The organism is Flavobacterium sp. SORGH_AS_0622 (assembly GCF_030818825.1).
Lineage (GTDB): Bacteria > Bacteroidota > Bacteroidia > Flavobacteriales > Flavobacteriaceae > Flavobacterium.
The window spans coordinates 4,109,194-4,132,401 of record NZ_JAUTAX010000001.1 but is presented as its reverse complement, the minus strand read 5'-3'; the positions used below and the strand labels follow the sequence as shown (position 1 = coordinate 4,132,401).

Annotated in this window: 25 protein-coding genes and 1 tRNA gene; 14 read left to right on the top strand and 12 right to left on the bottom strand. The window is 33.3% G+C overall.

Going from position 1 to position 23,208, the window contains the following annotated elements; genetic code table 11:
• Positions 1-10: 10 nt before the first annotated feature.
• From QE431_RS17495 to dnaA, 8 genes are all read right to left on the bottom strand, one after another.
• Positions 11-343, bottom strand: coding sequence for a septum formation initiator family protein (locus tag QE431_RS17495; protein WP_057116958.1), 333 nt, complete (start codon positions 341-343; stop codon positions 11-13).
• A gap of 156 nt (positions 344-499) precedes the next feature.
• Positions 500-1,108, bottom strand: a complete 609-nt coding sequence (gene udk / locus QE431_RS17490) for a uridine kinase (protein WP_057116957.1) — start codon at positions 1,106-1,108, stop codon at positions 500-502.
• A 265-nt stretch (positions 1,109-1,373) separates the two neighbouring features.
• On the bottom strand, positions 1,374-2,255 hold the full coding sequence (locus tag QE431_RS17485; RefSeq protein WP_307298462.1) for an SDR family oxidoreductase: 882 nt from the start codon (positions 2,253-2,255) through the stop codon (positions 1,374-1,376).
• A gap of 76 nt (positions 2,256-2,331) precedes the next feature.
• Positions 2,332-3,459: a methionine aminotransferase gene (locus tag QE431_RS17480; protein WP_307298459.1), complete on the bottom strand. Its 1,128-nt coding sequence runs from the start codon at positions 3,457-3,459 to the stop codon at positions 2,332-2,334.
• A gap of 58 nt (positions 3,460-3,517) precedes the next feature.
• A complete protein-coding gene (locus tag QE431_RS17475; RefSeq protein WP_307298458.1) occupies positions 3,518-3,925 on the bottom strand; it encodes an energy transducer TonB in 408 nt (135 codons plus the stop codon).
• Positions 3,926-3,945: 20 nt separating this feature from the next.
• Entirely contained in the window at positions 3,946-4,659 is a 714-nt protein-coding gene (locus tag QE431_RS17470) for an SAM-dependent methyltransferase (RefSeq protein WP_113676235.1), read from the bottom strand.
• A gap of 59 nt (positions 4,660-4,718) precedes the next feature.
• Positions 4,719-5,186: a low molecular weight protein-tyrosine-phosphatase gene (locus QE431_RS17465; RefSeq protein ID WP_307298455.1), complete on the bottom strand. Its 468-nt coding sequence runs from the start codon at positions 5,184-5,186 to the stop codon at positions 4,719-4,721.
• A gap of 8 nt (positions 5,187-5,194) precedes the next feature.
• The gene (dnaA, locus tag QE431_RS17460) at positions 5,195-6,622 is read right to left on the bottom strand and encodes a chromosomal replication initiator protein DnaA (RefSeq protein ID WP_057116951.1); all 1,428 of its coding nucleotides are present in this window, start codon (positions 6,620-6,622) and stop codon (positions 5,195-5,197) included.
• Positions 6,623-6,809: 187 nt separating this feature from the next.
• Between dnaA and QE431_RS17455 the strand changes: the two genes are divergently transcribed.
• Positions 6,810-7,214 (top strand): thioesterase family protein, encoded by a 405-nt coding sequence (locus tag QE431_RS17455; RefSeq protein ID WP_134139690.1) that lies wholly within the window; start codon positions 6,810-6,812, stop codon positions 7,212-7,214.
• Positions 7,215-7,245: 31 nt separating this feature from the next.
• Here the strand turns inward: QE431_RS17455 and QE431_RS17450 are convergent, their stop codons facing one another.
• The 3 genes from QE431_RS17450 to ribD are packed head-to-tail and all read right to left on the bottom strand — an operon-like array spanning position 7,246 to position 9,533.
• Positions 7,246-7,878, bottom strand: coding sequence for a YigZ family protein (locus QE431_RS17450; RefSeq protein WP_134139692.1), 633 nt, complete (start codon positions 7,876-7,878; stop codon positions 7,246-7,248).
• 10 nt (positions 7,879-7,888) lie between these two features.
• On the bottom strand, positions 7,889-8,491 hold the full coding sequence (locus QE431_RS17445; RefSeq protein ID WP_134139693.1) for an HAD family phosphatase: 603 nt from the start codon (positions 8,489-8,491) through the stop codon (positions 7,889-7,891).
• Positions 8,484-9,533 (bottom strand): bifunctional diaminohydroxyphosphoribosylaminopyrimidine deaminase/5-amino-6-(5-phosphoribosylamino)uracil reductase RibD, encoded by a 1,050-nt coding sequence (ribD, locus tag QE431_RS17440; RefSeq protein ID WP_307298447.1) that lies wholly within the window; start codon positions 9,531-9,533, stop codon positions 8,484-8,486. The genes QE431_RS17445 and ribD overlap by 8 nt, the downstream gene beginning before the upstream one ends.
• Positions 9,534-9,630: 97 nt before the next feature.
• On the opposite strand from ribD, the gene QE431_RS17435 reads away from it, so the two are divergent.
• The gene (locus tag QE431_RS17435; RefSeq protein WP_307298445.1) at positions 9,631-10,116 is read left to right on the top strand and encodes a GNAT family N-acetyltransferase; all 486 of its coding nucleotides are present in this window, start codon (positions 9,631-9,633) and stop codon (positions 10,114-10,116) included.
• A gap of 88 nt (positions 10,117-10,204) precedes the next feature.
• Positions 10,205-11,059, top strand: a complete 855-nt coding sequence (gene prmC / locus QE431_RS17430) for a peptide chain release factor N(5)-glutamine methyltransferase (RefSeq protein WP_057116945.1) — start codon at positions 10,205-10,207, stop codon at positions 11,057-11,059.
• 83 nt (positions 11,060-11,142) lie between these two features.
• Here the strand turns inward: prmC and QE431_RS17425 are convergent, their stop codons facing one another.
• A complete protein-coding gene (locus QE431_RS17425) occupies positions 11,143-12,387 on the bottom strand; it encodes an ABC transporter permease (RefSeq protein ID WP_307298441.1) in 1,245 nt (414 codons plus the stop codon).
• Between the two features lie 179 nt (positions 12,388-12,566).
• Between QE431_RS17425 and hisS the strand changes: the two genes are divergently transcribed.
• The 11 genes from hisS (at position 12,567) to QE431_RS17370 (ending at position 23,204) form a co-directional block, all read left to right on the top strand.
• Positions 12,567-13,994: a histidine--tRNA ligase gene (gene hisS / locus QE431_RS17420; RefSeq protein WP_307298439.1), complete on the top strand. Its 1,428-nt coding sequence runs from the start codon at positions 12,567-12,569 to the stop codon at positions 13,992-13,994.
• 308 nt (positions 13,995-14,302) lie between these two features.
• Positions 14,303-14,373: transfer RNA gene (locus tag QE431_RS17415), tRNA-Trp, on the top strand.
• A 537-nt stretch (positions 14,374-14,910) separates the two neighbouring features.
• Positions 14,911-15,489, top strand: a complete 579-nt coding sequence (locus QE431_RS17410) for a nucleotide exchange factor GrpE (protein WP_057116942.1) — start codon at positions 14,911-14,913, stop codon at positions 15,487-15,489.
• Positions 15,490-15,567: 78 nt separating this feature from the next.
• On the top strand, positions 15,568-16,677 hold the full coding sequence (gene dnaJ, locus QE431_RS17405; RefSeq protein ID WP_057116941.1) for a molecular chaperone DnaJ: 1,110 nt from the start codon (positions 15,568-15,570) through the stop codon (positions 16,675-16,677).
• Positions 16,678-16,836: 159 nt separating this feature from the next.
• Positions 16,837-17,766: an ABC transporter ATP-binding protein gene (locus QE431_RS17400; protein WP_134139701.1), complete on the top strand. Its 930-nt coding sequence runs from the start codon at positions 16,837-16,839 to the stop codon at positions 17,764-17,766.
• Positions 17,767-17,847: 81 nt separating this feature from the next.
• On the top strand, positions 17,848-19,164 hold the full coding sequence (locus tag QE431_RS17395; RefSeq protein WP_307298433.1) for an ABC transporter permease: 1,317 nt from the start codon (positions 17,848-17,850) through the stop codon (positions 19,162-19,164).
• Positions 19,165-19,275: 111 nt separating this feature from the next.
• Positions 19,276-20,439 (top strand): sigma-54 dependent transcriptional regulator, encoded by a 1,164-nt coding sequence (locus QE431_RS17390; protein WP_307298430.1) that lies wholly within the window; start codon positions 19,276-19,278, stop codon positions 20,437-20,439.
• A 102-nt stretch (positions 20,440-20,541) separates the two neighbouring features.
• A complete protein-coding gene (locus QE431_RS17385; RefSeq protein WP_307298429.1) occupies positions 20,542-21,204 on the top strand; it encodes a DEAD/DEAH box helicase in 663 nt (220 codons plus the stop codon).
• Between the two features lie 73 nt (positions 21,205-21,277).
• Positions 21,278-22,093 carry an alpha/beta hydrolase gene (locus QE431_RS17380; protein ID WP_307298427.1) on the top strand — a complete coding sequence of 272 codons (816 nt, stop codon included), beginning with the start codon at positions 21,278-21,280 and terminating at the stop codon, positions 22,091-22,093.
• A gap of 12 nt (positions 22,094-22,105) precedes the next feature.
• Positions 22,106-22,324 (top strand): putative signal transducing protein, encoded by a 219-nt coding sequence (locus tag QE431_RS17375; protein ID WP_281866465.1) that lies wholly within the window; start codon positions 22,106-22,108, stop codon positions 22,322-22,324.
• Between the two features lie 76 nt (positions 22,325-22,400).
• Positions 22,401-23,204 carry a Cof-type HAD-IIB family hydrolase gene (locus tag QE431_RS17370; protein ID WP_307298422.1) on the top strand — a complete coding sequence of 268 codons (804 nt, stop codon included), beginning with the start codon at positions 22,401-22,403 and terminating at the stop codon, positions 23,202-23,204.
• Positions 23,205-23,208 lie beyond the last annotated feature (4 nt).

Below are 23,208 nucleotides of genomic sequence, written 5' to 3'. Positions count from 1 at the left end.
TTTTTTTTGATTATTCTTTTTCTGGAATAGTGTCTCCTTCAAATTGTATGATGTAGATATCTTCGCTGTCTTTTTTCATGAAATACTTTTCGCGGGCGTATTTCTCAATTTGTTCTGGATTTTTTAATTGCTTGATCTGTTCCTGATCTTTTTTGATTTCTTCCTGATAATATTTTTTATTATCTTGAAGCTCATTTATTTGCTGATCTAAAAAGCGATGATCAAAATAAGAGTAATTGTCTAAAAATAACATCCAAACAATAAAAAACAGCAAAACCCAAACGTATTTGTTTCCAAGGTATTTGAACCATTTTTTGTCTTTATATGGATTTTTTAATTTCATTTTTAAACGAATATTGTTTTGAATATGATTGGTGTTGTTTAGCCCCGATAGCAGTGAAAATCCTTTTGTGTCTCGTTTCTTTAACGAGACACAAAAGATTGTAACGAATAGCGGGAAACAGCTCCTTATTATTATGGTTTAAATTTACGATAAAAATTATGAAATTCGCTGATTAATTACTGCACGAACTACATCAATTGCTACTGTATTGTATTTGTCATTAGGGATAATAATGTCTGCAAAAGCTTTAGACGGCTCGATAAATTGCTCGTGCATAGGCTTTAAAGTCGTTTGGTAACGGTTTAAAACTTCGTCAATATCACGTCCGCGTTCTGAAATATCTCTTTTTAGACGACGAATTAATCTTTCATCAGAATCTGCGTGAACGAAGATTTTGATATCGAACATTTCACGTAATTCCGGATTTGTTAAAATTAGAATTCCTTCTACGATCATTACTTTTCGAGGATGAGTTGAAACCGTGTCATCTGTTCTATTGTGCTGTACAAAAGAATAAACAGGCTGATCGATTGTTTCTCCAGCTTTTAAAGCTTTTAAATGTTTTTCTAACAATTCAAAATCGATAGCACGCGGATGATCAAAATTAATTAATGCTCTTTCGTCAAAAGACAAATTGGTTGTTTCTTTATAGTACGAATCTTGAGAAATCACCCCAACTTCTGTGTGTGGCAATTCATTCATAATTTGGTGTACTACTGTGGTTTTTCCACTTCCTGTTCCTCCTGCAATTCCAATAATGAGCATAAAATTTTTGTTTGATATTTGTTTGGCAAAAATAATAATTTAACTGAATCGCTAAACATATTATCTGTTTTAAACCATATAAGTAATATAAGTAAATTTAAGCGGAAAATTTTTTAAGCAAAACAGTACTTAACTGAACTTATATCACTTATATGGTTAAAATGTTTGTTTTTATTTTAAAAAAAATCCCGAAAGTAAACCTTCGGGATTTCGTGCAATCAGTATAGTTTTAAAAAAATATTCTGAATTTAGTAAGCACTTGTAATTATTTATTCTTTTTTTCTTTAATCATCATTTCAAGCTGATCCCAAAGTTCTTCTGGAATTGCTTCTAACAAGTTGAATTGGCCTGCGCCTTTCAACCACTCACCTCCATCAATTGTGATTACATCTCCATTGATATAGGCTGAAAAATCAGATACTAAATAAGCTGCTAAATTGGCTAATTCCTGATGATCACCAACTCTTTTCAATGGCACTTTTTTAGCCATATCAAATTTTTCAGATAAATCTCCAGGCAGTAATCTGTCCCAAGCTCCTTTTGTTGGGAAAGGTCCTGGAGCAATTGCATTAGAACGAATTCCGTATTTTGCCCATTCTACAGCAAGACTTCTTGTCATTGCCAAAACCCCTGCTTTTGCTGTAGCACTAGGTACAACGTAAGCAGATCCTGTCCAAGCATAAGTAGTTACTATATTTAAAATCGTTGCCGAAGTTTGTTTCGTGTCGATCCAGTGTTTTCCAAACGCAAGTGTACAGTTTTTAGAGCCTTTCAATACAATATCTATAACTGTATCAAATGCATTGGCTGACAATCTTTCTGTTGGCGAAATAAAATTTCCTGCTGCATTATTTAAAAGAACATCCACTTTTCCAAAAGCCTTTAAAACTTCTTGAAGCATGTTTTCTACCTCTTCATAATGACGAACATCGCATTGCAAAGGAAGACATTTGCCCCCAGTTTGGCTTTCCAGTTCGGCAGCTGTAGTTTTTAACTTTTCCAGATCTCTAGAAGTTATCGCTACTTGAGCTCCTAATTCGAGAAAATATTTGGTCATAGCTTTACCTAAACCACTTCCGCCGCCTGTAACGACAATGACTTTGCCTTGTAAAGCATCATCACGTAACATTTTGTCTGTATAGCTCATACTTTTTCTTTTTTTGCAATATTAGTTAAATAAAATAGGATGCATGCATAATAATGTTATAAAATTTTGAAAAATTTTATATTTCGCATAATTTTTTTGCAGCAGATTCAAGCGTAAAGTCGTCTTTGGCGAAACAAAACCTAATTAATTTTTGATCTTTATGATCAGAGTAAAAAGTCGAAATCGGAATTGCTGCAACGCCATGGTTAATGATTAGATTTTTGCAAAAGCTCACATCGTCTTCGTTTGAAATATTGGCATATGAAGCGACTTGAAAATAAGTTCCTTCGCAGGGCTTTAATTCAAATCGGCTGTTTTGAAGTAATTTTTGAAAGTAATCTCTTTTTTCCTGATAAAATTTTCCAAGAAGATTGACATCGACAACGTCTAAATATTCGTTGATGGCAAATTGAGAAATACTATTAACACTGAAAACCAAAAACTGATGCACTTTTTTGATTTCTTTCATTAAATGTTCTGGAGCAATGGTATAACCAATTTTCCAGCCTGTTATATGAAATGATTTTCCGAAAGAGGAAACCATTACACAACGTTGTAAAAGGAAATTTTTGGTGTGAGCAGAAATATGTTTTTCTTCGAAAGTAATATATTCGTAAACTTCATCAGATAAAACGATAATGTCAGGATATTTTTCGAGAAGGTTTTTTAGCTGAACAAAATCATTTTCAGTTAAAATTTTTCCAGTCGGATTATGCGGGTTATTGATAATCATCATCCTGCTTTTTGCAGAACAAGCTTTTTCTATCGTTTCCCAATTCGGCGTATAATCATCGTTTAAGGCAACTCGAACTGGTTTTGCTTTGCAAAGTAAAACAGGAGATTCATAAGAATCATAACTCGGATCGAGAATAATTACTTCATCATTTTCTTTTACTAAAGCTAAAATTGAAGTAAAAATTCCCTGCGTAGCGCCCGCTGTAACTAAAAGTTCTAAATCAGGATTAATTGTTCTGTTGTAAGAATCTTGAATTAGTTTGGTAATTTTATTCATCAACGGAGGATAACCTGCCATTGGAGTATATTGGTGAACGTTTTCCTTCGCTAATCTTGCAACTATATCTGTTAATCTTTCATCTACAGGAAAATTTGGAAATCCCTGCGAAAGATTTATCGCATTGTATTCGGCTGCCATTTTTGACATTACCGTGAAAATGCTTGTGGTTACGTTTGGGAGTTTGCTCATGCTTGAAGTTTGATTAGGAGAAAAACTTATTTAATAAAAAGGAAGACCAATTGAAAATTTAATTGATTGTTATAGGGATAGCAAATAAAACCCTAACATCTTGTCCTTCTAATTTTCCTGAATTCCATTTAGGAGATAGCTTTAAAACCCTAATTGCTTCATTTCCTGTGTTAAAACCGAGATCTTTTACAATTTTTATTTCATTTAACGAACCGTCTTTTTCAACAACAAAAGTGGCGACAATTCTTCCTTTTACGGTAATGGGCTTTTCGTGTGGGATTTTATAATTCTGAGCTATGTATTTATAAAATTCATTTAATCCTCCCGGAAACTCTGGTTTAATATCTATTCCTGCGGTATTGTAAACATGATTTTCATCGTCAGAAAGAACACTAACAGTTTTAGTTGCTTGAGAGAATGAACTTTGGGCAGCACAAATTAAAATCAGAAATAAAAGTTTTTTCATGGATGATGGTTTGAGTTAGTCTACATTTTATGGATAATAAAAATCGTTGGTCTATTATGTAAATCAACTTTCAGTTTTTTCCAGTCGGCAATTTTCATTGTTTTAATGAATTCTGTCGGCAGTGTAATATCTGTGGCGATACATAAATGTGTTGACGGACTTACAATCTGCAAAATATCTTCAACCAATTTGTTGTTTCTGTAAGGAGTCTCAATAAAAATCTGTGATTGGTTTTTATCAAAAGATAATTTCTCAAAATGTCTCAATGCCGATTTTTTCTCGTCTTTGTCAATTGGCAAATATCCGTTGAAAGTAAAACTCTGGCCATTCATTCCTGAAGCCATCATAGCAAGTAGGATAGAAGATGGTCCAACCAAAGGTACAACTTGAATTCCTTTTTCGTGTGCTAGTTTTACGATCACAGCACCAGGATCAGCGACACCTGGGCATCCTGCTTCGCTCATTAAACCCATATTTTTCCCTTCTAATAAAGGTTTGATAAAGTCTAAATGTTCGCTTGGTTCAGTACGTTTGTTAAGAGTAAAAAGCACCAATTCGGATTGCTTTTTCTCTGGATAAACCGCTTTAATTGATTTTCTAGCGGTTTTATCGTTTTCAACGATATAGTGGTCTATGAGTTCGATACTTCTTTTAACTGTTTGAGGTAAAACATCCATCGGATCGCTTTCGCCCATTGTGGTTGGAATTAAATATAGTTTTCCTAGAAGTTTCATGTGTATATGTTTAAAATTAAAAAATTCAATTATCTCATTTTTGAAACAATTGAATTAAATTAAGCGTGTTTTTTGATTAGTTTTTCGGCGATCAAGTCTGTTACTTCGTCCAGCATTTGATACACATTTTCAAATCCGTTTGTAGCACCGAAGTATGGATCTGGAACGTCTACATTTTCGTCGGGAAATAATTCATTTAGAATCAAATGAACTTTGTTTTTGTGTTCAGGATTTTTAGCAAGATGATTTACATCATTAAAATTTGAATTGTCCATTACAAATATGTAATCAAATTCATCAAAATCACTGGTTTTAAACTGTCGGCCTTTTTGTCCGCTGATATTGATGCCATTTTTTCTGGCAACCTCGATTGATCGTTTGTCAGGACAGTGGCCTACGTGCCAAGAACCTGTTCCGGCTGAATCAACAAAGAATTTATCTTTAGGTAATTTAGAAGCTAAAATTCCTTCTGCCAAGGGAGATCTACAGATATTCCCTAAACAAACCATTAGGATTTTTACAGGCATGATGCGTCTTAAAGCGTTAGTTTTTTATTGATGTCTTCAACAAACTTTTTAAATTGTTTGTCTGTAGAAACTAAGTTGTCGACTGTTTTACAAGCGTGAAGAACAGTTGCGTGATCACGATCTCCAATTTGTGAACCGATATTGGCTAAAGAAGCTTTGGTGAATTTTTTAGCAAAAAACATTGCTAATTGTCTTGCTTGCACAACATGCCTCTTTCGGGTTTTCGATTGAAGTGTTTCAATATCTAACTGGAAATAATCTGAAACGATTTTTTGGATATAATCGATTGAGATTTCTCTTTTTACGTTTTTAACAAATTTCTCTACAACGCTTTTCGCTAATTCGATTGTAACTTCTTTTTTGTTGAAAGAAGATTGAGCAATTAACGAAATAATGGCGCCTTCTAGTTCTCGAACATTTGTTTTAATGTTTCGAGCCACATATTCTAAAATATCTTCTGGCATTTCAACACCATCACGATATAAGATGTTTTTTAGGATCGAGATACGGGTTTCGTAATCAGGCTGATGCAATTCTGCAGACAATCCCCATTTGAAACGAGACAATAATCTTTGTTCAATATCCTGCATATCAACAGGAGCTTTATCTGAAGTTAAGATTACTTGTTTTCCATTTTGATGTAAATAGTTGAAAATATGGAAAAACACGTCTTGTGTACCTGATTTTCCAGATAGGAACTGAACATCATCAATAATTAAAACATCTATTAATTGGTAAAAGTGAATGAAATCATTACGATTATTCTTTTTTACCGAATCAATATACTGCTGTGTAAAAATCTCAGCAGAAATATATAAAACTGTTTTTTCAGGATATTTATCTTTTACTTCTACACCTATAGCATGTGCTAAGTGTGTTTTTCCTAAACCAACTCCTCCAAATATCAATAACGGATTAAATGAAGTTCCTCCAGGTTTGTTGGCAACAGCCATACCTGCAGAACGAGCCAAACGGTTAGAATCTCCTTCTAAGAAATTATCAAAGCTGTAGTTCGGATTTAACTGAGACTCAATTTTTAAATTTCTAATTCCAGGAATTACAAATGGATTTTTTAGTTCAGGATTTAAGTTTTTAAACGGAGCATCAACCTCTTGCGGTTTCATCGGCACTCTGTTGGAACTTGGCAGCTGCTCGGTAAACGGCTGTTTGTTACCATAAGTGTTCTCCATTTTAATTTTATAGAGTAACTTTGCGTTTTTTCCCAGTTCTTTGGTAAGCGCAACTTTCAATAATTTTACATAGTGCTCTTCGAGCCACTCGTAGAAAAATTTACTTGGAACTTGAATGTATAATGCGTTATCGGTTAGCTCAACTGATTTGATTGGTTCAAACCAAGTTTTGTATGCTTGATCTTGAATATTATCCTTTATAAAGGACAAACAGTTTTCCCATACCGATTGAGCAGTTTTAGTCATAGATTCAGATAAATTTTTATTATTGTTATAAAGATTCTCCTAATAAATGAGGAGCAATTTTATTCCGTATTTCGGGATAACAAATATGTGAACAAATTTCTGTAAAAAAAAATATTTTGACATCTAATTTTATAAAAAAAAGTTGTAAGTAGGCTTTTTAAATTTGAATTTTTTTAATCTCTAAATAATGAAAAATCACCAGACTCAAGTAAGAGTTCGTTACTCAGAAACCGACCAGATGGGAGTCGTTTATCACGGAAATTATATTCCTTATTTTGAAATCGGACGCGTGGAATGGCTTAGAAATAAAGGGGTTTCGTATAAAAGCATGGAAGAAAGCGGTATTGGTCTGCCAATTGTAAACATGAACATAAGTTACAAAAAATCGGCGAGATACGATGAGCTTTTAACAATTCATACAACTTTCAAAAGTCACTCTTCTGTCAAGATTGAATTTGACTGCGAGATCTATAATGAGTCAAATGAGTTATTAACAACTGCGACGTTTATTTTAGTATTTATTTCGTTAAAAACAGGTCGTCCGACAGCTCCTCCAGATTATATTTTAGAAATATTTAAATCGCTTGAATAATTGTTAAATCGCTTAAAGATTTTATACTAATTTATACAATTTTAATATCAATTTCAAACATTAAATCAAAAATGCTGAACACTGTTTCGGCATTTTTTTTTCGCGTTTTGATCGTAATTTTGCCAATCGGTAATCCAGAAATTTCATCCATTTCCATTTCTTGAGAAGTTATTTCTAATTTTTTCTCTTTGATCACACGCATTACTTTATTCATGTTTTTATAATCAAATGAAATTAAAAATGATTCGTCAATTGTTTTTTCAATAATCTCGCAAGTTTCTAAAGTCATTTGAGCTGTTGTCCGATAAGCAGCAATTAAACCGCCGACTCCTAATTTTACGCCTCCAAAAATTCGAACAACCACAACAAGAACGTTCGTTACTCCAAAAGATTGTATTTGGCCGTAAATTGGTGCGCCTGCAGTATTGCTTGGTTCACCGTCATCATTAGCACGATATGAAATTTTGTTTCCAACACCCAGTTGATAAGCATAACAATAATGTACAGCATGCGGATGTTGTTTTTTAAGGTCTTCAATAATTGGTTTTACTTCGTCTTCATGATCTATCGGAAATGCATAGCCAAAGAATTTACTGCCTTTTTCTTTAAACAGCATTTCTTCAGATGGAGATGCAATAGTTTGATAAGTATCGTTAATTTCCAAAAGCAGTATTCTAAATTATATTTTTATTATAAAGGTCAATAACATCTTCTTTCCCAACTTGAAGATTCCAGACTTTAATGCCTAGAGCTGCTGCGCTGTCGGTGTTTTCTTTTTTATCGTCAACAAATAAAGTGTTTTCTGGTAATAGATTATGTTTGTCAAGCAAGAATTGATAAATTTTTGGATCTGGTTTTCTTAATCCCATATCAAAGGAGAAATAAACTTTTTCAAAACAGCCATAAAAATCTTCATAAAAGGCAGTTCCGTTTTTTGTTTCAAATGTGTTGATATGAATAGAATCAGTATTACTCAACAAAAACAAACGATATTTTTTGGATAATTCTTTTAGGAACTCCAAACGGTATAAAGGAAAATCTGCCAATACAGCATTCCAAGCTTTTAAGATTTCTTCTTTGGATGCGTTGGGAAGTTGTTTTTGAAAACCGCCAATAAAATCTTCTGGAGAAATATGTCCAGTTTCAAAAGAAAAATTTAATTGATCAAAGTCATTATTCCATTCTGTCATTCCTAATTTTTGCAAACCAGAAATTGTGGCAGGTTTGTCTAAATTGATGAAAATATCTCCAAAGTCAAAAATTATAGTATCAATCATAATTTCTAATCTGTATTAATTCGTCGCTTAAAATAGTAATTTTACTGTTGTTTTTTCTTGAAATAATTGGAGCTTTTGTTCCATTGCCAAAACTTTGTTTTCCAACAAAAATTCGAGCTTCATCCCAAACGTTTTCATCTATAAAAGATTGTAAAGTTTGTCTTCCGCCTTCAATTATTATCGATTGAATTTGATTTTTATATAAAACATCTAAAATTTCAGGAATAATATTTTTACTAAAATCAATTACTTCAAACTGCGTGTTTGCTGTTGATGTTTTTTTGTTTTCATTAGAAAAAATAATAGTTTTTACGGTGTCGTCAAAAATAAAACTGTTTTGGTCAATTTTATTTTCCCGATCTATCACAACCCTCACAGGATTATTACCGCTCCAGTTTCTGGCGTTTAATTTAGGGTTGTCATCAATAACAGTTTGTGTTCCAACTAAAATAGCCTGCTCTTCGGTTCTCCATTTGTGAACCAGTTGGCGAGAATAAGTATTTGTAATCCAAATAGGTTTACGATCCTGGCTGATTGTTTTTTCAGGAGCTAAAAATCCGTCTTGACTCTCTGCCCATTTTAAAATAATATAGGGTCTCTTTTTTTGATGAAAAGTAAAAAAACGTTTGTTCAACTCGTTGCATTCATCTTCTAAAACTCCAACCGTAACATTTGCTCCCGCTTCGATTAATTTTAGAATTCCTTTTCCGGCCACTTTTTCATTAGGATCAACCGTTCCGACAACTACATTCGGAATTTGATTTGCGATAATTAAGTCGCAGCAAGGAGGCGTCTTTCCAAAATGACTGCAAGGCTCTAAACTTACATAAATTGTAGCTTTTTTTAGCAGTGATTTATCCTTCACAGATCGAACCGCATTTACCTCTGCATGTGGTTCACCGGCCTTTTTGTGCCAGCCTTCACCAATAATTTGATTTTCGTAAACAATTACGCTTCCGACCATTGGGTTCGGATAAGTAGTTCCAAGCCCATTTTGTGCCAGTTCGATACAGCGTTTTATATATTTTTCATGTATATTCACGGTGCAAAAGTAGTTATTTTTGAGTTTATGACTAAGTGAAGAAACTATAGAAATAACTACCTTTATTTTGCGTTTATAATATTTTAGATTAAAAAAAATGGTAAATTGGCTTATACGCGCAATTGAAAAAGAAGATAATCAATCAGTTGCGAGTTTAATTAGATCAGTTTTTGACGAAATGGAGATTCCAAAAGTCGGAACTGCATACGAAGATCCTTATTTGGATTTAATGTTTGAAGAGTATAGTAAAGCAAAATCTTCCTATTTTGTTGTAGAAAGTGAAGGTGAAATTGTAGGCTGTGCTGGAATTGCGCCTTTGGAAAATGGGGATCCAAAAATCTGCGAATTGCAGAAAATGTATTTTCTGCCCAAAACCCGCGGTTTAGGAATTGGGTCCAAAATGATGGAAAAGTGTTTAGAGCAAGCAAAGGATTTTGGTTTCGAAAAATGTTATATAGAAACAATGCCTTTTATGCATGCAGCACAAAAGTTGTATAAAAAATCTGGTTTTGAATATCTGGATGCGCCATTAGGGTCAACAGGACATTGCTCTTGTCCAATTTGGATGCTGAAAGTTTTGTAATTAGAAGTTGTAACAATTTTGTGTTAACGAGACTTATTGAATTGTAAAAATCAGTTTTTAACTGGTACATAATGTTCAAAAAATTGAAATGAAAATTAAACAATACCGCACTCAATTTATTAAAGAATTATCGCCTTTTTACGATGCGTACGAAGCGGAGAGTTTTTTTTATTTAATTCTGGAAGAAAAACATAAGCTTCGTCAGATTGATTTGGCATTAAATCATGAATTGACTTTTGAAGAGAATGATTTTGTTATATGGGACGAGCTTTTAAAACAGCTCAAAAAAGAAGTTCCAATTCAATATTTATTAGGAAAAACGAACTTTTACGGTTTGGATTTTGAAGTAAATGAAAATGTTTTGATTCCAAGGCCAGAAACTGAGGAATTAGTAGAATGGATTATTAATGAAAATTCTAATCCAGATAAATCAAAAAAAACGAAAATTCTAGATATTGGAACCGGAAGCGGCTGTATTGCTATTTCGCTGGCAAAAAATCTGCCTAATGCTGAGGTTTATGGAATCGATGTTTCTAAAAAAGCAATAGAAACAGCAAAAAGAAATGCTGTAAAAAATAATGTCGATGTGACTTTTGTTCTTTTGGATATTTTAGAAACCGAAGAACTAAGATGTAATTTTGATATTATTGTTTCGAATCCGCCCTATGTTCGAAATTTAGAAAAAGAAGAAATCAAAAAAAATGTACTGGATTACGAACCGCATTTAGCACTTTTCGTGGAAGATAATGATGCTTTGATTTTTTACAGAAAAATTGCTTCGCTGGCACAAAAACGCCTTTTTGAAAAAGGAAAATTATATTTCGAAATCAATCAATATCTTGGAAAAGAAATGATTGAATTGCTCGAAAATATGGATTTTAAAAACGTAGAGCTGCGAAAAGATATTTACGATAACGACAGAATGATAAAAGGGAATATTTAGAGTTTTTCAGTCACAGTTTTCAGTCACAGTTTTCGGTAACACTAATAACTGAAAACTGAGACTGAAAACTGAATACTAAAAAACTATTCGTATCGCAAAGCCTCAATAGGATCTAATTTAGAAGCTTTAATTGCTGGATATAAACCAGAAACCAATGCAACGCAAAAACTTGTTGCAAAAGCGGCAAAAATTGCCATCCACGGAATCACAAATACGAAGCTCATCGCTGCTGCAATAGCAAAACCAAGCAAGATACCCAAAACGATTCCGACTAAACCTCCAATTTGTCCGATCAATAAAGTTTCAATAAAAAACTGGAATGCTACGGTTGATCTTTTTGCTCCTAAAGCTTTACGGACACCAATCTCGCGGGTACGTTCTGTAACCGAAACAATCATAATATTCATCAAAGCTATGGAAGATCCTAAAATCGTTATGATGCTGATAATCCACGCTGCCCATCCTAAGTATTGAGTAATTCCGAGAATTCTATTGATTAAATCATCGCTTCGAACAACGCCAAAATTATTGTCACGAACGGGGCTTAATTTGCGCACTCTTCGCATTGTGCTTGTTGCATTGTCAATTGCCTGGTCTAAAACTTCTTTTTTAGAAACCATAACACTAATTGTATAATTGATATTTGGTGCCGTGAATAAAGATCTTGCAACCTGAATCGGAATCAAAACTCGTAAATCCTGACTGTTTCCAAATGTTGAACCTTTCTCTTTAAGAACACCAATTACTTTGAATCGGGCACCTCGAATTGAGATGATTTTATCAATTGGATTAATATCTTTTAAAAGTCCTTTTTCAAAGTCAGAACCAACAATGCAGGAATACGTATTGTTTTCAACGTCAAATTGATTAAAACTTCTTCCTAAACTTGTTTCCAAACCAGAATTAGTAATAAAATGTTCGTCAACTCCAACAATTGTAATTTCAGGATCTGTTTTTTCGCCTAAATATTTCACTTCGGCAGTAGTAGTAGCTGTAAATGACAAAGAAGTTTCTGTAAAAGGATATTTGTATTTATTTTTGAAAGCAACAGCTTCGGGATAAGAAATAATCGGATTGATGACTTCTCGTTCGTTGCCGCCACGATTACGAACTTTATTTTCGTATTGATTGATGTTAAATGTATTTGCTCCCATTGACGCAAAATCGGTAGAAATTGTGTTTTCTAAAGCAGAAACCACCGTTAGAATTCCAACCAGAGCTGTTATACCAATAGCGATAATTAAAACGGTAAGAATAGTACGCAGTAATTGTGTTTTGATAGAACCAAACGCAATTCGAATATTTTCTTTAAATAATTTTAGCATCATGACCAATTTGTCACGAAAATACGTTTTTTGTTACAAGTTTGTTTTCGAAGCGCTATTATTTATTTTAAAAAGTAAGATATTTGCAGGCGATTAAAATTAAAAGAAAATAATGTTAAAGAATTTAGAAGTAAGGATTCAAGGAATCTGAAATCTAAAATCAACAATCTAAAATAAAAAAGATGGCTTCAAAACCAAGCATTCCACAAGGGACAAGAGATTTTTCGCCTGCAGAGGTGTCAAAACGTCAATATATTATTCAGACAATCAAAACTAATTTTGAGAAATTTGGTTTTCAGCCAATAGAAACTCCTTCGTTTGAAAATTCAGATACTTTGATGGGGAAATATGGGGAAGAAGGAGATCGTTTGATTTTTAAAATATTGAATTCAGGAAATTTTTTCTTCAATAAAAATAAAATTGAATTGCCAGAATCTATCGAAGCACTTCAGTCAAATTCTGCCGAAACAATAGATTTAAGTCAGAGAATCGAGTTGAATAAATTTACTGGAAGAATTTCAGAAAAAGCATTGCGTTACGATTTGACAGTTCCTTTCGCAAGATACGTTGTACAGCACCAAAACGAAATTGAATTCCCTTTTAAAAGATATCAGATTCAGCCCGTTTGGAGAGCAGACAGACCACAAAGAGGACGTTACAGAGAATTTTATCAATGTGATGCCGATGTTGTTGGTTCAAAATCACTTTGGCAGGAAGTAGAATTAGTTCAGTTGTATGATACCGTTTTTACTTCATTAGGATTAGAAGGCGTTACAATTAAAATTAATAACAGAAAAATATTATCTGGAATTGCTGAGGTTATTGGCGCTTCAGATAAATTGATCGATTTTACGGTTGCTTTAGATAAACTAGACAAAATTGGAGAAGACGGCGTAAAAAAGGAAATGATCGAAAAAGGAATTGCTGCAGAAGCGTTGGTTAAAGTACAGCCGCTTTTTAGCTTTAGCGGAACATTTGCAGATAAAATTGAGCAGCTTTCAGAATTATTGGCTTCTTCGGAAGAAGGAATGAAAGGTGTTGAAGAATTGAAATTTATTTGTGACAACGTTGCCGTTTTAGGATTGGCAACAGCAACTTTAGATTTAGATGTGACTTTGGCACGTGGTTTAAATTATTACACTGGAGCTATTTTTGAAGTTGCGGCTCCAAAAACCGTTTCGATGGGATCTATTGGAGGCGGTGGAAGATACGACGATTTGACTGGTATTTTTGGTTTGAAAAATATGAGTGGTGTCGGAATTTCTTTTGGTTTGGATCGAATTTATTTGGTTTTGGAAGAATTGCAATTGTTTCCAGAAACTGTTGCAGCGACTTCAAAAGCTATTTTTATCAATTATGGAGATAAAGAAGCTTTGTATGCTTCAAAAGCAATTCAAAAATTAAGACAAGAAAACATAAAAGTAGAATTGTATCCTGATAATGTAAAAGTTGGAAAGCAGTTTCAATATGCAGATAAACGTCTGATTCCGTTTGCAGTAATTGCAGGTGATCAGGAAATAGAGTCAAATTCTTATGCACTTAAAAATTTAGTGACAGGAGAACAGGTTACAGTTGATTTTGAAGGATTGAAAAATGCTTTTTTGGCATAAGAGGTTAACCGCAAAGTACGCTAAAATTTATTTTACTTTCTGTATAAAAAATACAAAGTTCGCAAAGCCAAATCAATACAACGCTTTGCGAACTTTGTGTTTTTTTATAAACCACACTCTAAAAAAACTTAGCGAACTTTGCGGTTATTTCGCATAGTTTTGTTTTGATAAAAAAGGAGGAATTTGCAAACCTTTGAATATGATTTGGTTAGTAAATTATTAGCATTTTATGCGCTGAAATCTTTTGTAATGTTAGTGAAATACTTGCTAGTAAAGAAAAAAAGCTTTTAATTTGCCGACCTTAAGTTACGGGCGTAGTTCAAGGGTAGAATAGCGGTCTCCAAAACCGTTGATGGGGGTTCGAATCCCTCCGCCCGTGCAATAAATTTTTTTACGCAGATTTTTTGTTGTAGAGATTTTAAACAAACATACATAAATCGCAAAGCTAAATTAAAGCTTGCGATTTTTTTTTAACCACAAAGAACACAAAGACTTATTTAAGTATAGTTTCTAAAATCACAGAGTTCGCAAAGCTTTGCGTGTTTAGATTGTGTAAACACAACTTAAATCTCTGTAAACTCTGTGAAAAATCTTTGTGTCCTCTGTGGGTAAAAAAATGTAGTAAAAAAGCAAAAAAAAGCTTCGTCTCTTAAGGCGAAGCTTTTTTTAATATAAGGTAAATTTGAATTAATAATTATTTTGAGGCCGAGGCCAACCCTTAAATTCAATTTTGATAGGTAATGATTTAGTTTTAATGCTTCAAAGATAAAATAAACTATAACGTAATAGTCTTAAAATTATACTAAATTTTATTTGCTACGTTTCATTTTTTAAAAGACTCATAATTAATAAAGTGACAATTTGACATTTTAGAAGATTTGGCAGTACTTTTGCAATCCAACAGAAAGAAAATAAAATGAAGTTTAAAAATATTTTTAAAAATAAAAGTAATATGACTACGGAAAATACAGAATTCGATCAGGAATTAGACGACGTAACGTTAGAGAACAATGCCAACGGAGAACAGTTAATTGTTGAAGAATTAAGTGTTGAGGAGCAATTAGCTCAAGACTTGGCTAAAGAAAAAGATAAGTTTTTGAGATTATTTGCCGAATTTGAAAATTACAAAAAAAGAACTTCAAAAGAGCGTATTGATTTGTTTAAAACTGCAAATCAAGAAGTTTTGTTAGCAATGCTTCCAGTTTTAGATGATTTTGACAGAGCAATGGTAGAAATCAACAAATCTGAAGATGAGAATTTAACTAAAGGTGTTGAATTGATTCACGAAAAACTAAAAAGTACTTTGGTAACTAAAGGTTTAGAACAAGTGGATGTAAAAGCAGGTGATGCTTTTGATGCTGATTTTGCTGAAGCAATTACCCAAATTCCAGCTCCGTCTGATAAATTAAAAGGGAAAATTGTTGACGTTATTGAAAAAGGATACAAATTAGGAGACAAAATTATTCGTTTTCCTAAAGTAGTAATCGGAAACTAAAAAAAGCAAACAAAAGTTTCAAAAGTCAGTTTTAAGATTGGAATTTGGAATTTTAGGTTTTGGAATTTAACCTTTATTATGAAAAAAGATTTTTACGAAATACTAGGCATTTCAAAAAATGCTGACGCTGCTGAAATAAAAAAAGCATATAGAAAAAGTGCGCTGAAATATCACCCTGATAAAAATCCAGGCGACAAAGAGGCAGAAGAAAATTTCAAATTAGCGGCAGAAGCTTATGAAGTTTTAAGTGATCCGCAGAAAAAAGCAAAATACGATCAATACGGACATCAAGCATTTGATGGTTCTGGCGGATTTGGCGGTGGTCATGGCGGTATGAATATGGATGACATCTTCAGCCAGTTTGGTGATATTTTTGGAGGTGGATTTGGCGGTTTCGGAGGCGGAGGCGGTGGTCCTCGCCGTGCAAAAGGAAGCAATCTTCGAATTAAAGTGAAATTAACTTTAGAAGAAATTGCAAATGGAGTAGAGAAAAAAGTAAAAGTAAAACGTAAAGTTCAGGCAAAAGGTGTAACGTATAAAACTTGTACGACTTGTAATGGTCAAGGTCAGGTAATGCGTGTAACTAATACCATTTTAGGAAGAATGCAATCAGCGTCAACTTGTCCTACTTGTGGTGGTTCTGGTCAAATTTTAGATAAAAGACCTTCTGAGGCAGATGCTCAAGGAATGGTTCAGGAAGACGAAACAGTATCAATCAAAATTCCAGCGGGAGTTGTTGACGGAATGCAGTTAAAAGTTTCTAACAAAGGTAACGATGCTCCAGGAAATAGTATTCCAGGTGATTTGATTGTTGCGATTGAAGAAATTGAGCACGAATTCCTAAAACGTGAAGGCGAAAATGTTCACTACGATTTATATATCAGTTTCCCAGAAGCTGTTTTGGGAGCTTCAAAAGATATTGAGGCAATCAACGGAAAAGTTCGTATTAAACTGGAAGAAGGAATTCAATCTGGAAAAATCTTACGATTAAAAGGAAAAGGGATTCCAAGTCTAAACGGTTACGGAAGCGGAGATTTATTAGTTCACGTAAATGTTTGGACTCCTAAAACTTTAAATAAAGAACAAAAACAATTCTTTGAAAATGCTTTAAACGATGATCATTTCGTTCCAAGTCCAGAGAAATCAGAGAAATCATTTTTTGAGAAAGTAAAAGATATGTTTTCATAATTGAAACTTTTTCTAAAATGTAATACTATCAAAAACCCATTCTAGTGCAAATTAGAATGGGTTTTTTGCGTATTATAATACAAGTTCGCTTCGAATTATTTACTTTTACAGTCGCAGAGCCATAATTGGTAAAGTGACGCAGAAAATCTAAAAAACAGCATGAGTAACTTACTTGAAGTACATAAAGTCGTAAAACAATATGGCGATTATGTAGCGCTTAACGAAGTTTCATTAAATGTGCCGAAAGGCAGTATATATGGACTATTAGGTCCCAATGGAGCTGGAAAAACTTCCCTTATCAGAATCATCAATCAAATTACAATGCCCGACAGCGGCGAAGTAATTTTGGATGGAGAAAAATTACAGCCAAAACACGTGCAGACAATTGGTTACCTTCCTGAGGAAAGAGGTTTATATACTTCTATGAAAGTAGGAGAACAATGTTTGTATTTGGCACAAATGAAAGGGCTTTCTAAAGCTGAGGCAAAACTGCAGTTAGAATATTGGTTTGATCGTTTAGGAATTCAAGGCTGGTGGAACAAAAAAATCCAAGAACTTTCTAAAGGAATGGCGCAGAAAATTCAGTTTGTAGTCTGCGTTTTGCATAAACCAAAACTGCTGATTTTCGACGAACCTTTTTCAGGTTTTGATCCTGTAAATGCCAATGTTATAAAAGATGAAATTTTGGCATTAAAAGAGCAGGGCTCAACAATTATTTTTTCTACACACAGAATGGAAAGTGTTGAAGAACTTTGTGATCATATTGCTTTAATCCATAAATCGAATAAATTAATAGAAGGCAAAGTAAGCGATGTAAAACGTCAGTTTAAAACCAATAGTTTTGAAGTTGGAATTTTAACTGATAACGTCGAAGGTTTGATGTATGACATTACACAAAAATTTACTGTTGCACCGGCAAATTTCAAATCCTTAAATGATGATTTAAAATTAAATATCCAAATAGGAAATGCAACTCCAAACGAATTATTGAATATTTTGACACAACGTGGACAAGTGACACATTTCGTTGAAAAAATTCCAAGTGTAAACGATATTTTTATTCAGACAGTAACAGAAAATAAAATTTAAAAATTCCAAAATAGAAATTCCAAATTCCAATTGTAAAAGCTTGGAATTTGGGATTTGAAGTTTTAAAAATTAAAAATATTTATGAGCATCATTTCGTTGATTATAAAAAGAGAATTTATTGCCAAAGTCCGCAATAAATCTTTTGTTGTCATGACTTTTTTGAGTCCGCTTTTATTCGTGGCAATAGCCGTTTTTATTGGCTATTTGAGCTCGATGAAAGCCGATACAAAGCGTATTGCAATTCATGACGAAACTGGACTTTTTGCTTCCGATTTCTTAAAAGAAAATAAAAAAGGAGCAGAGTTCAAATATCTCGATTTATCTGCAATTGATGTAAGGGCTTTAAAAGACAGTATTACAAAAGAAAATTTCAGTGGTCTAATTGTCATTCCAAAAACAAATGACACAAAGGATTTAGAAAGTAAAATTGAATTTATTTCGAATAATAGTCCGAGTATTTCTTTTGTAGAAAGCACACAGGATGTCATCGGAACAAAAATTACAAAACTAAATCTCGAGAAAGCCAAACTAGACACTCTAGCGATTCAAAAAGCACAGTCAAAAGTTAATATTCATTTGATAAAAGCTTCTGGTGAAGAAAGTTTAAAAGGCTTAAATGAAATCAAAATAGGAATTGGCGGTGCGTTCGGTTATTTGATTATGATGTTTATTATCATCTACGGAAACATGGTAATGCGAAGTGTAATTGAAGAAAAAACAAACCGAATTATAGAAATCATTATTTCGTCGGTAAAACCATTTCAGTTAATGATTGGTAAAATTGTAGGAACATCGCTTGCAGGGATTTTACAATTTATGATCTGGGCAATTATTGGTTTGGGATTAATGTTTGCAGCGTCAGCATTTTTTGGAGTTAACGTTGGTCCAACAGCCAGAATTTCACCAGAGTTAATGCAGTCAACACAGCACGAACTTTCAGGATCTGCACAAATGTATATTGCTGAATTGTGGAACCTGCCAATTGCAAGTATCATAATCGGTTTTGTGGTTTATTTTATAGGAGGTTATTTTCTGTACAGTTCATTTTATGCTGCAATAGGCGCGGCAGTAGACAATCAAACAGATTCGCAGCAGTTTTTACTGCCAATTATAATGCCTCTTATTTTAAGCGTCTATATAGGATTTTTTACAGTTGTTAATGATCCGCACGGAAGCGTTGCTGTAATTTTTTCGATGATTCCATTAACATCGCCAATTGTAATGCTAATGCGTATTCCGTTTGGTGTGCCGTGGTGGCAAATCGCAATTTCGGTATCATTATTGTTTGCTACATTTTTACTTGTTGTCTGGTTCGCTGCAAAAATTTACCGTGTAGGTATTTTAATGTACGGCAAAAAACCAACTTGGAAAGAATTGTATAAGTGGCTTAAATATTAATTTTTTGGAGTTGCTAAGGTTCTAAGGTGCTGAGGTGCTAAGATTTTTTTAGTGTCTTTTAGAAAAACCTCAGAACCTTAGTGACTTAGAACCTCAGAACCTTAAAAAAAAATGAGTAAAATACTAATTATAGAAGACGAAGCAGCAATCAGAAGAGTTTTGGTAAAAATTTTATCAGAAGAAAATGATTCATACCAGGTTGAAGAAGCTGAGGATGGTGTTGCGGGGCTTGAAAAAATAAAAAACAACGATTACGATTTGGTTTTGTGTGACATCAAAATGCCAAAAATGGACGGTGTTGAGGTTTTAGAAGAAGTAAAAAAGATAAAACCAGAAATTCCGATGGTCATGATTTCGGGTCACGGCGATATGGAAACAGCAATTCATACTATGCGCTTAGGAGCTTTTGATTACATTTCAAAACCGCCGGATTTGAATCGTTTATTAAATACCGTTCGTAATGCTTTAGACAAAAAACAATTAGTTGTTGAGAATAAAATTCTAAAGAAAAAAGTCAGCAAAAATTACGAAATGATAGGCGAGAGTGAGTCAATTAATCATATTAAATTAATGATTGATAAAGTAGCTCAAACCGAAGCCAGAGTTTTAATTACAGGTCCAAACGGAACTGGAAAAGAATTAGTAGCGCATCAGTTACATGAAAAAAGCGAACGTGCTAATTTCCCTTTAATAGAAGTGAATTGTGCGGCGATTCCAAGTGAATTGATTGAAAGTGAATTGTTCGGACACGTAAAAGGTGCTTTTACATCGGCAGTGAAAGATCGCGCGGGGAAGTTTGAAGCCGCTGACAAAGGAACTATTTTCCTGGATGAAATTGGCGATATGAGTCTTTCGGCGCAAGCCAAAGTTTTACGTGCCCTTCAGGAAAGTATGATTACCAGAGTTGGTGCCGATAAAGATATTAAAGTTGATGTTCGTGTAGTAGCTGCAACAAATAAAGATTTAAAAACAGAAATTGCCGAAGGCCGTTTCCGTGAAGATTTATATCATCGTCTGGCTGTTATTTTGATTAAAGTACCGCCGTTAAATGAAAGACGTGACGATATTCCAGCTTTGATAAAACATTTTGCAGAAAAAATTGCATCAGAGCAGGGAAATGCAGTGAAAGTATTTTCGGCGCAAGCCATAAAATTATTGCAGGAATACGATTGGACAGGAAATATTCGTGAACTTCGAAATGTAGTCGAAAGATTGATTATTTTAGGAGGAAACGAAATCTCTGAAACCGATGTGAAATTGTTTGCAAGCAAGTAGATGTCTTGCGCAATAGGCTTTAAGCTTTAAGCTTTAGGCTTTACAAAAAAGTATAATATTTTAGCTTATGGCCTAATGCTTAAAGCTTAAAGCATAAAAAAAATGAAACTAAAAAAAATAAACGAGAAATTACAAGACGGATTAATTGAAAATGGTTTGGCAGAAGCAAATGCATTGCAGCTGGAAACATTTTCGACCATAAAAAGTGGTGCCGATTGTGTTATTATTTCTCCAAAAGGAAGTGGAAAAACAACTACAATTGTTTTAAATGTCATTCAGCAGTTAGCAGGAAAAAATGAAGAATCGCCTCGTGCTTTGATTATTGTCGAAGACAAAGTGAAGGTATTGGAAATGGTGGCGCTTTTTGAAAAATATGGAAAATACACCAATCTTGAGGTGTATGGCGTAAATGAAAAAGGCGACATGGATTACGATAAAAATTACATTTCAACTGGAATCGATGTCTTAATTGGAACACCAACGAAATTAAACGATATGTTTAGTACGGCAGGTTACAATGTTAACCGATTAAAAATGCTGATCCTTGATGATGCAGATCCTATTTTAAGGTTGAGACACGAAACAAAGATTATGCGAATTTCTGGCAGTATTGCAAAAACACAACGTTTGATTTTTGCTGAAACCCTGACAGAACGTATCGAAATTTTGGCTGACAAAATGTTAGTTGAACCTTTTTTATTTGATATGGATGAAGAAGGAGAGGAAGAACTTGACGAAGAAGAAGACGATATTCAAGAAGAATAGATAGTCTCAGTTTTCAGTTTCAGTCAACAGGCTAATAAACTGAAAATTGCGACAAACAAATAATTACTGATTAATGGAGATATTAAAAACGTTTAAATTTTTAGCATTTGTACTTTTGTGCTTTTTTTTAATTGTTTATGTTTTAATAATATCTTACGTCTATTTCAATCAGGTTGAATTAGTTTTTCATAGTTCAAAATTACCAAAGAACTTTAAATTTGATTATCAGCATAAGTATGAGGAAATTAACATCGAGTCCTTTGATGGAAGTATTCTCAACGGATTGTTATTTAAAGCAGAAAAATCCAAAGGCTTAATTTTTTATATTCATGGAAATGCCGGAACATTAGAAACTTGGGGCAAGATTGCTAAAATATATACTTCACTGGGTTACGATATTTTTATTTTGGACTATAGAAGTTTCGGGAAAAGTGAAGGTGAAATTGAAAATGAAGAACAATTAAGTAAAGATATTTCGATTGTTTATAAGCAATTGTCTAAGAGATATTCTGAAGATGAAATTATAATTGCTGGATATTCTATCGGTTCTGGGTTTGCTGCAAAACTTGCTTTAGAAAATAGACCAAAAGCAGTAATCCTTCAGGCTCCATATTACAACTTTTTAGAATTGTCAAGTTCGAGAGTTCCCTTTTTTCCAGACTTTATGAAGAGGTTTAGTTTAGAAACCAATTTATATCTTCCAAAAATTAAAGCTCCAATTTATATTTTTCATGGAACTGATGATCAGTTAATTCCTTGTGAAAATTCATTAAGATTGAAAAAGCTTTTGAAATCAAATGCCTATTTTTATCCTTTGGAAGGTCAGGGACATGTTGGTATGAACGAAAATGAAGATTTTCAAAAACAATTAAAAATAATATTAGAATAAATATAGAATATCATGGGATTAATGAAGGTGTTTTCGGGTAGTGAAGTATTAGCAATTGCTTTGCAGGAAAGATTAGAAACTGCGGGAGTAGAAACCGTAAAAAAAGATAATATTCAATCGGCTCGTTTAGGAGGTTTCGGCGGAACAGATTTGGCTGTTGAGGTTTTTATTCAAGAAACTGATTATGCAAAAGCAAATCCTGTTATTGAAGAATTTAGAATGAGTCTTTAAAAGTTTTCAGTTTTCAGTCTCAGTTTTCAGTTGTTACTGAGACTGAGACTGAAAACTGAGACTGAAACTAAAAAATATGCAATACAAAATGCTGGTGCTCGACATGGATGATACCTTGTTGACAGATGATCATAAAATTTCAGATTTAAATAAAAAAGTAATATTAGAGGCACAAGCCAAAGGTGTTTACGTAGTCTTGGCTTCGGGAAGACCTACATCTGCAATGACGGCTTATGCAAAAGAATTACAATTAGATATTTATAATTCTTATATTATTTCATTTAATGGTGCTATTATCAGCAGGGCAAAAGACGATTTAGTTTTTTTTGAACAAAAGCTGACTGTAGAGCAGATTCATGAATTATACGATTACAGTGTTAAAATGAAAACGCATATTATCACTTATTTGGATAATGAAATTATAAGCGAAACAGATTCGCCATACATAGAAGTCGAAAAAGAAATTACTGGAATGGTGCATCGTAAAGTGACCAGTTTTAAGGAATATGTTGACAGACCTGCTGTAAAATGTATTTTATTAGAAGATCCGGCTTATTTGAAAACGGTTGAAAAAGATTTAATTGAAGCAATGCCGCATTTGAGTGTTTCTATGTCGAAACCGTTTTTCTTAGAAGCAGCGCAGCAAGGAATTGATAAAGCGGCCAGTTTGAAACTTTTGGCAGATAAGTTAGGAATTCTTCAAAGTGAAATTATCGCAGTTGGAAACGCTGGAAATGACTTAACAATGATTGAATATGCTGGCCTTGGAGTCTGGGTAGATAATGTAACGCCCGAATTGCGTGATAAAGCAGATATAATTGTAGCATCTAATAATAATGATGGTGTTGCAGAAGTAATAACACGTTATATTTTAAACTAAATAA

Excerpts from the sequence above, each read along its gene's own strand:
- QE431_RS17495 (WP_057116958.1), bottom strand. The coding sequence starts at position 343 with ATGAAATTAAAAAATCCATATAAAGACAAAAAATGGTTCAAATACCTT.
- udk (WP_057116957.1), bottom strand. The coding sequence starts at position 1,108 with ATGCTCATTATTGGAATTGCAGGAGGAACAGGAAGTGGAAAAACCACA.
- QE431_RS17485 (WP_307298462.1), bottom strand. The coding sequence starts at position 2,255 with ATGAGCTATACAGACAAAATGTTACGTGATGATGCTTTACAAGGCAAA.
- QE431_RS17480 (WP_307298459.1), bottom strand. The coding sequence starts at position 3,459 with ATGAGCAAACTCCCAAACGTAACCACAAGCATTTTCACGGTAATGTCA.
- QE431_RS17475 (WP_307298458.1), bottom strand. The coding sequence starts at position 3,925 with ATGAAAAAACTTTTATTTCTGATTTTAATTTGTGCTGCCCAAAGTTCA.
- QE431_RS17470 (WP_113676235.1), bottom strand. The coding sequence starts at position 4,659 with ATGAAACTTCTAGGAAAACTATATTTAATTCCAACCACAATGGGCGAA.
- QE431_RS17465 (WP_307298455.1), bottom strand. The coding sequence starts at position 5,186 with ATGCCTGTAAAAATCCTAATGGTTTGTTTAGGGAATATCTGTAGATCT.
- dnaA (WP_057116951.1), bottom strand. The coding sequence starts at position 6,622 with ATGACTAAAACTGCTCAATCGGTATGGGAAAACTGTTTGTCCTTTATA.
- QE431_RS17455 (WP_134139690.1), top strand. The coding sequence starts at position 6,810 with ATGAAAAATCACCAGACTCAAGTAAGAGTTCGTTACTCAGAAACCGAC.
- QE431_RS17445 (WP_134139693.1), bottom strand. The coding sequence starts at position 8,491 with ATGATTGATACTATAATTTTTGACTTTGGAGATATTTTCATCAATTTA.
- QE431_RS17435 (WP_307298445.1), top strand. The coding sequence starts at position 9,631 with ATGGTAAATTGGCTTATACGCGCAATTGAAAAAGAAGATAATCAATCA.
- prmC (WP_057116945.1), top strand. The coding sequence starts at position 10,205 with ATGAAAATTAAACAATACCGCACTCAATTTATTAAAGAATTATCGCCT.
- QE431_RS17425 (WP_307298441.1), bottom strand. The coding sequence starts at position 12,387 with ATGATGCTAAAATTATTTAAAGAAAATATTCGAATTGCGTTTGGTTCT.
- hisS (WP_307298439.1), top strand. The coding sequence starts at position 12,567 with ATGGCTTCAAAACCAAGCATTCCACAAGGGACAAGAGATTTTTCGCCT.
- QE431_RS17410 (WP_057116942.1), top strand. The coding sequence starts at position 14,911 with ATGAAGTTTAAAAATATTTTTAAAAATAAAAGTAATATGACTACGGAA.
- dnaJ (WP_057116941.1), top strand. The coding sequence starts at position 15,568 with ATGAAAAAAGATTTTTACGAAATACTAGGCATTTCAAAAAATGCTGAC.
- QE431_RS17400 (WP_134139701.1), top strand. The coding sequence starts at position 16,837 with ATGAGTAACTTACTTGAAGTACATAAAGTCGTAAAACAATATGGCGAT.
- QE431_RS17395 (WP_307298433.1), top strand. The coding sequence starts at position 17,848 with ATGAGCATCATTTCGTTGATTATAAAAAGAGAATTTATTGCCAAAGTC.
- QE431_RS17390 (WP_307298430.1), top strand. The coding sequence starts at position 19,276 with ATGAGTAAAATACTAATTATAGAAGACGAAGCAGCAATCAGAAGAGTT.
- QE431_RS17385 (WP_307298429.1), top strand. The coding sequence starts at position 20,542 with ATGAAACTAAAAAAAATAAACGAGAAATTACAAGACGGATTAATTGAA.
- QE431_RS17380 (WP_307298427.1), top strand. The coding sequence starts at position 21,278 with ATGGAGATATTAAAAACGTTTAAATTTTTAGCATTTGTACTTTTGTGC.
- QE431_RS17375 (WP_281866465.1), top strand. The coding sequence starts at position 22,106 with ATGGGATTAATGAAGGTGTTTTCGGGTAGTGAAGTATTAGCAATTGCT.
- QE431_RS17370 (WP_307298422.1), top strand. The coding sequence starts at position 22,401 with ATGCAATACAAAATGCTGGTGCTCGACATGGATGATACCTTGTTGACA.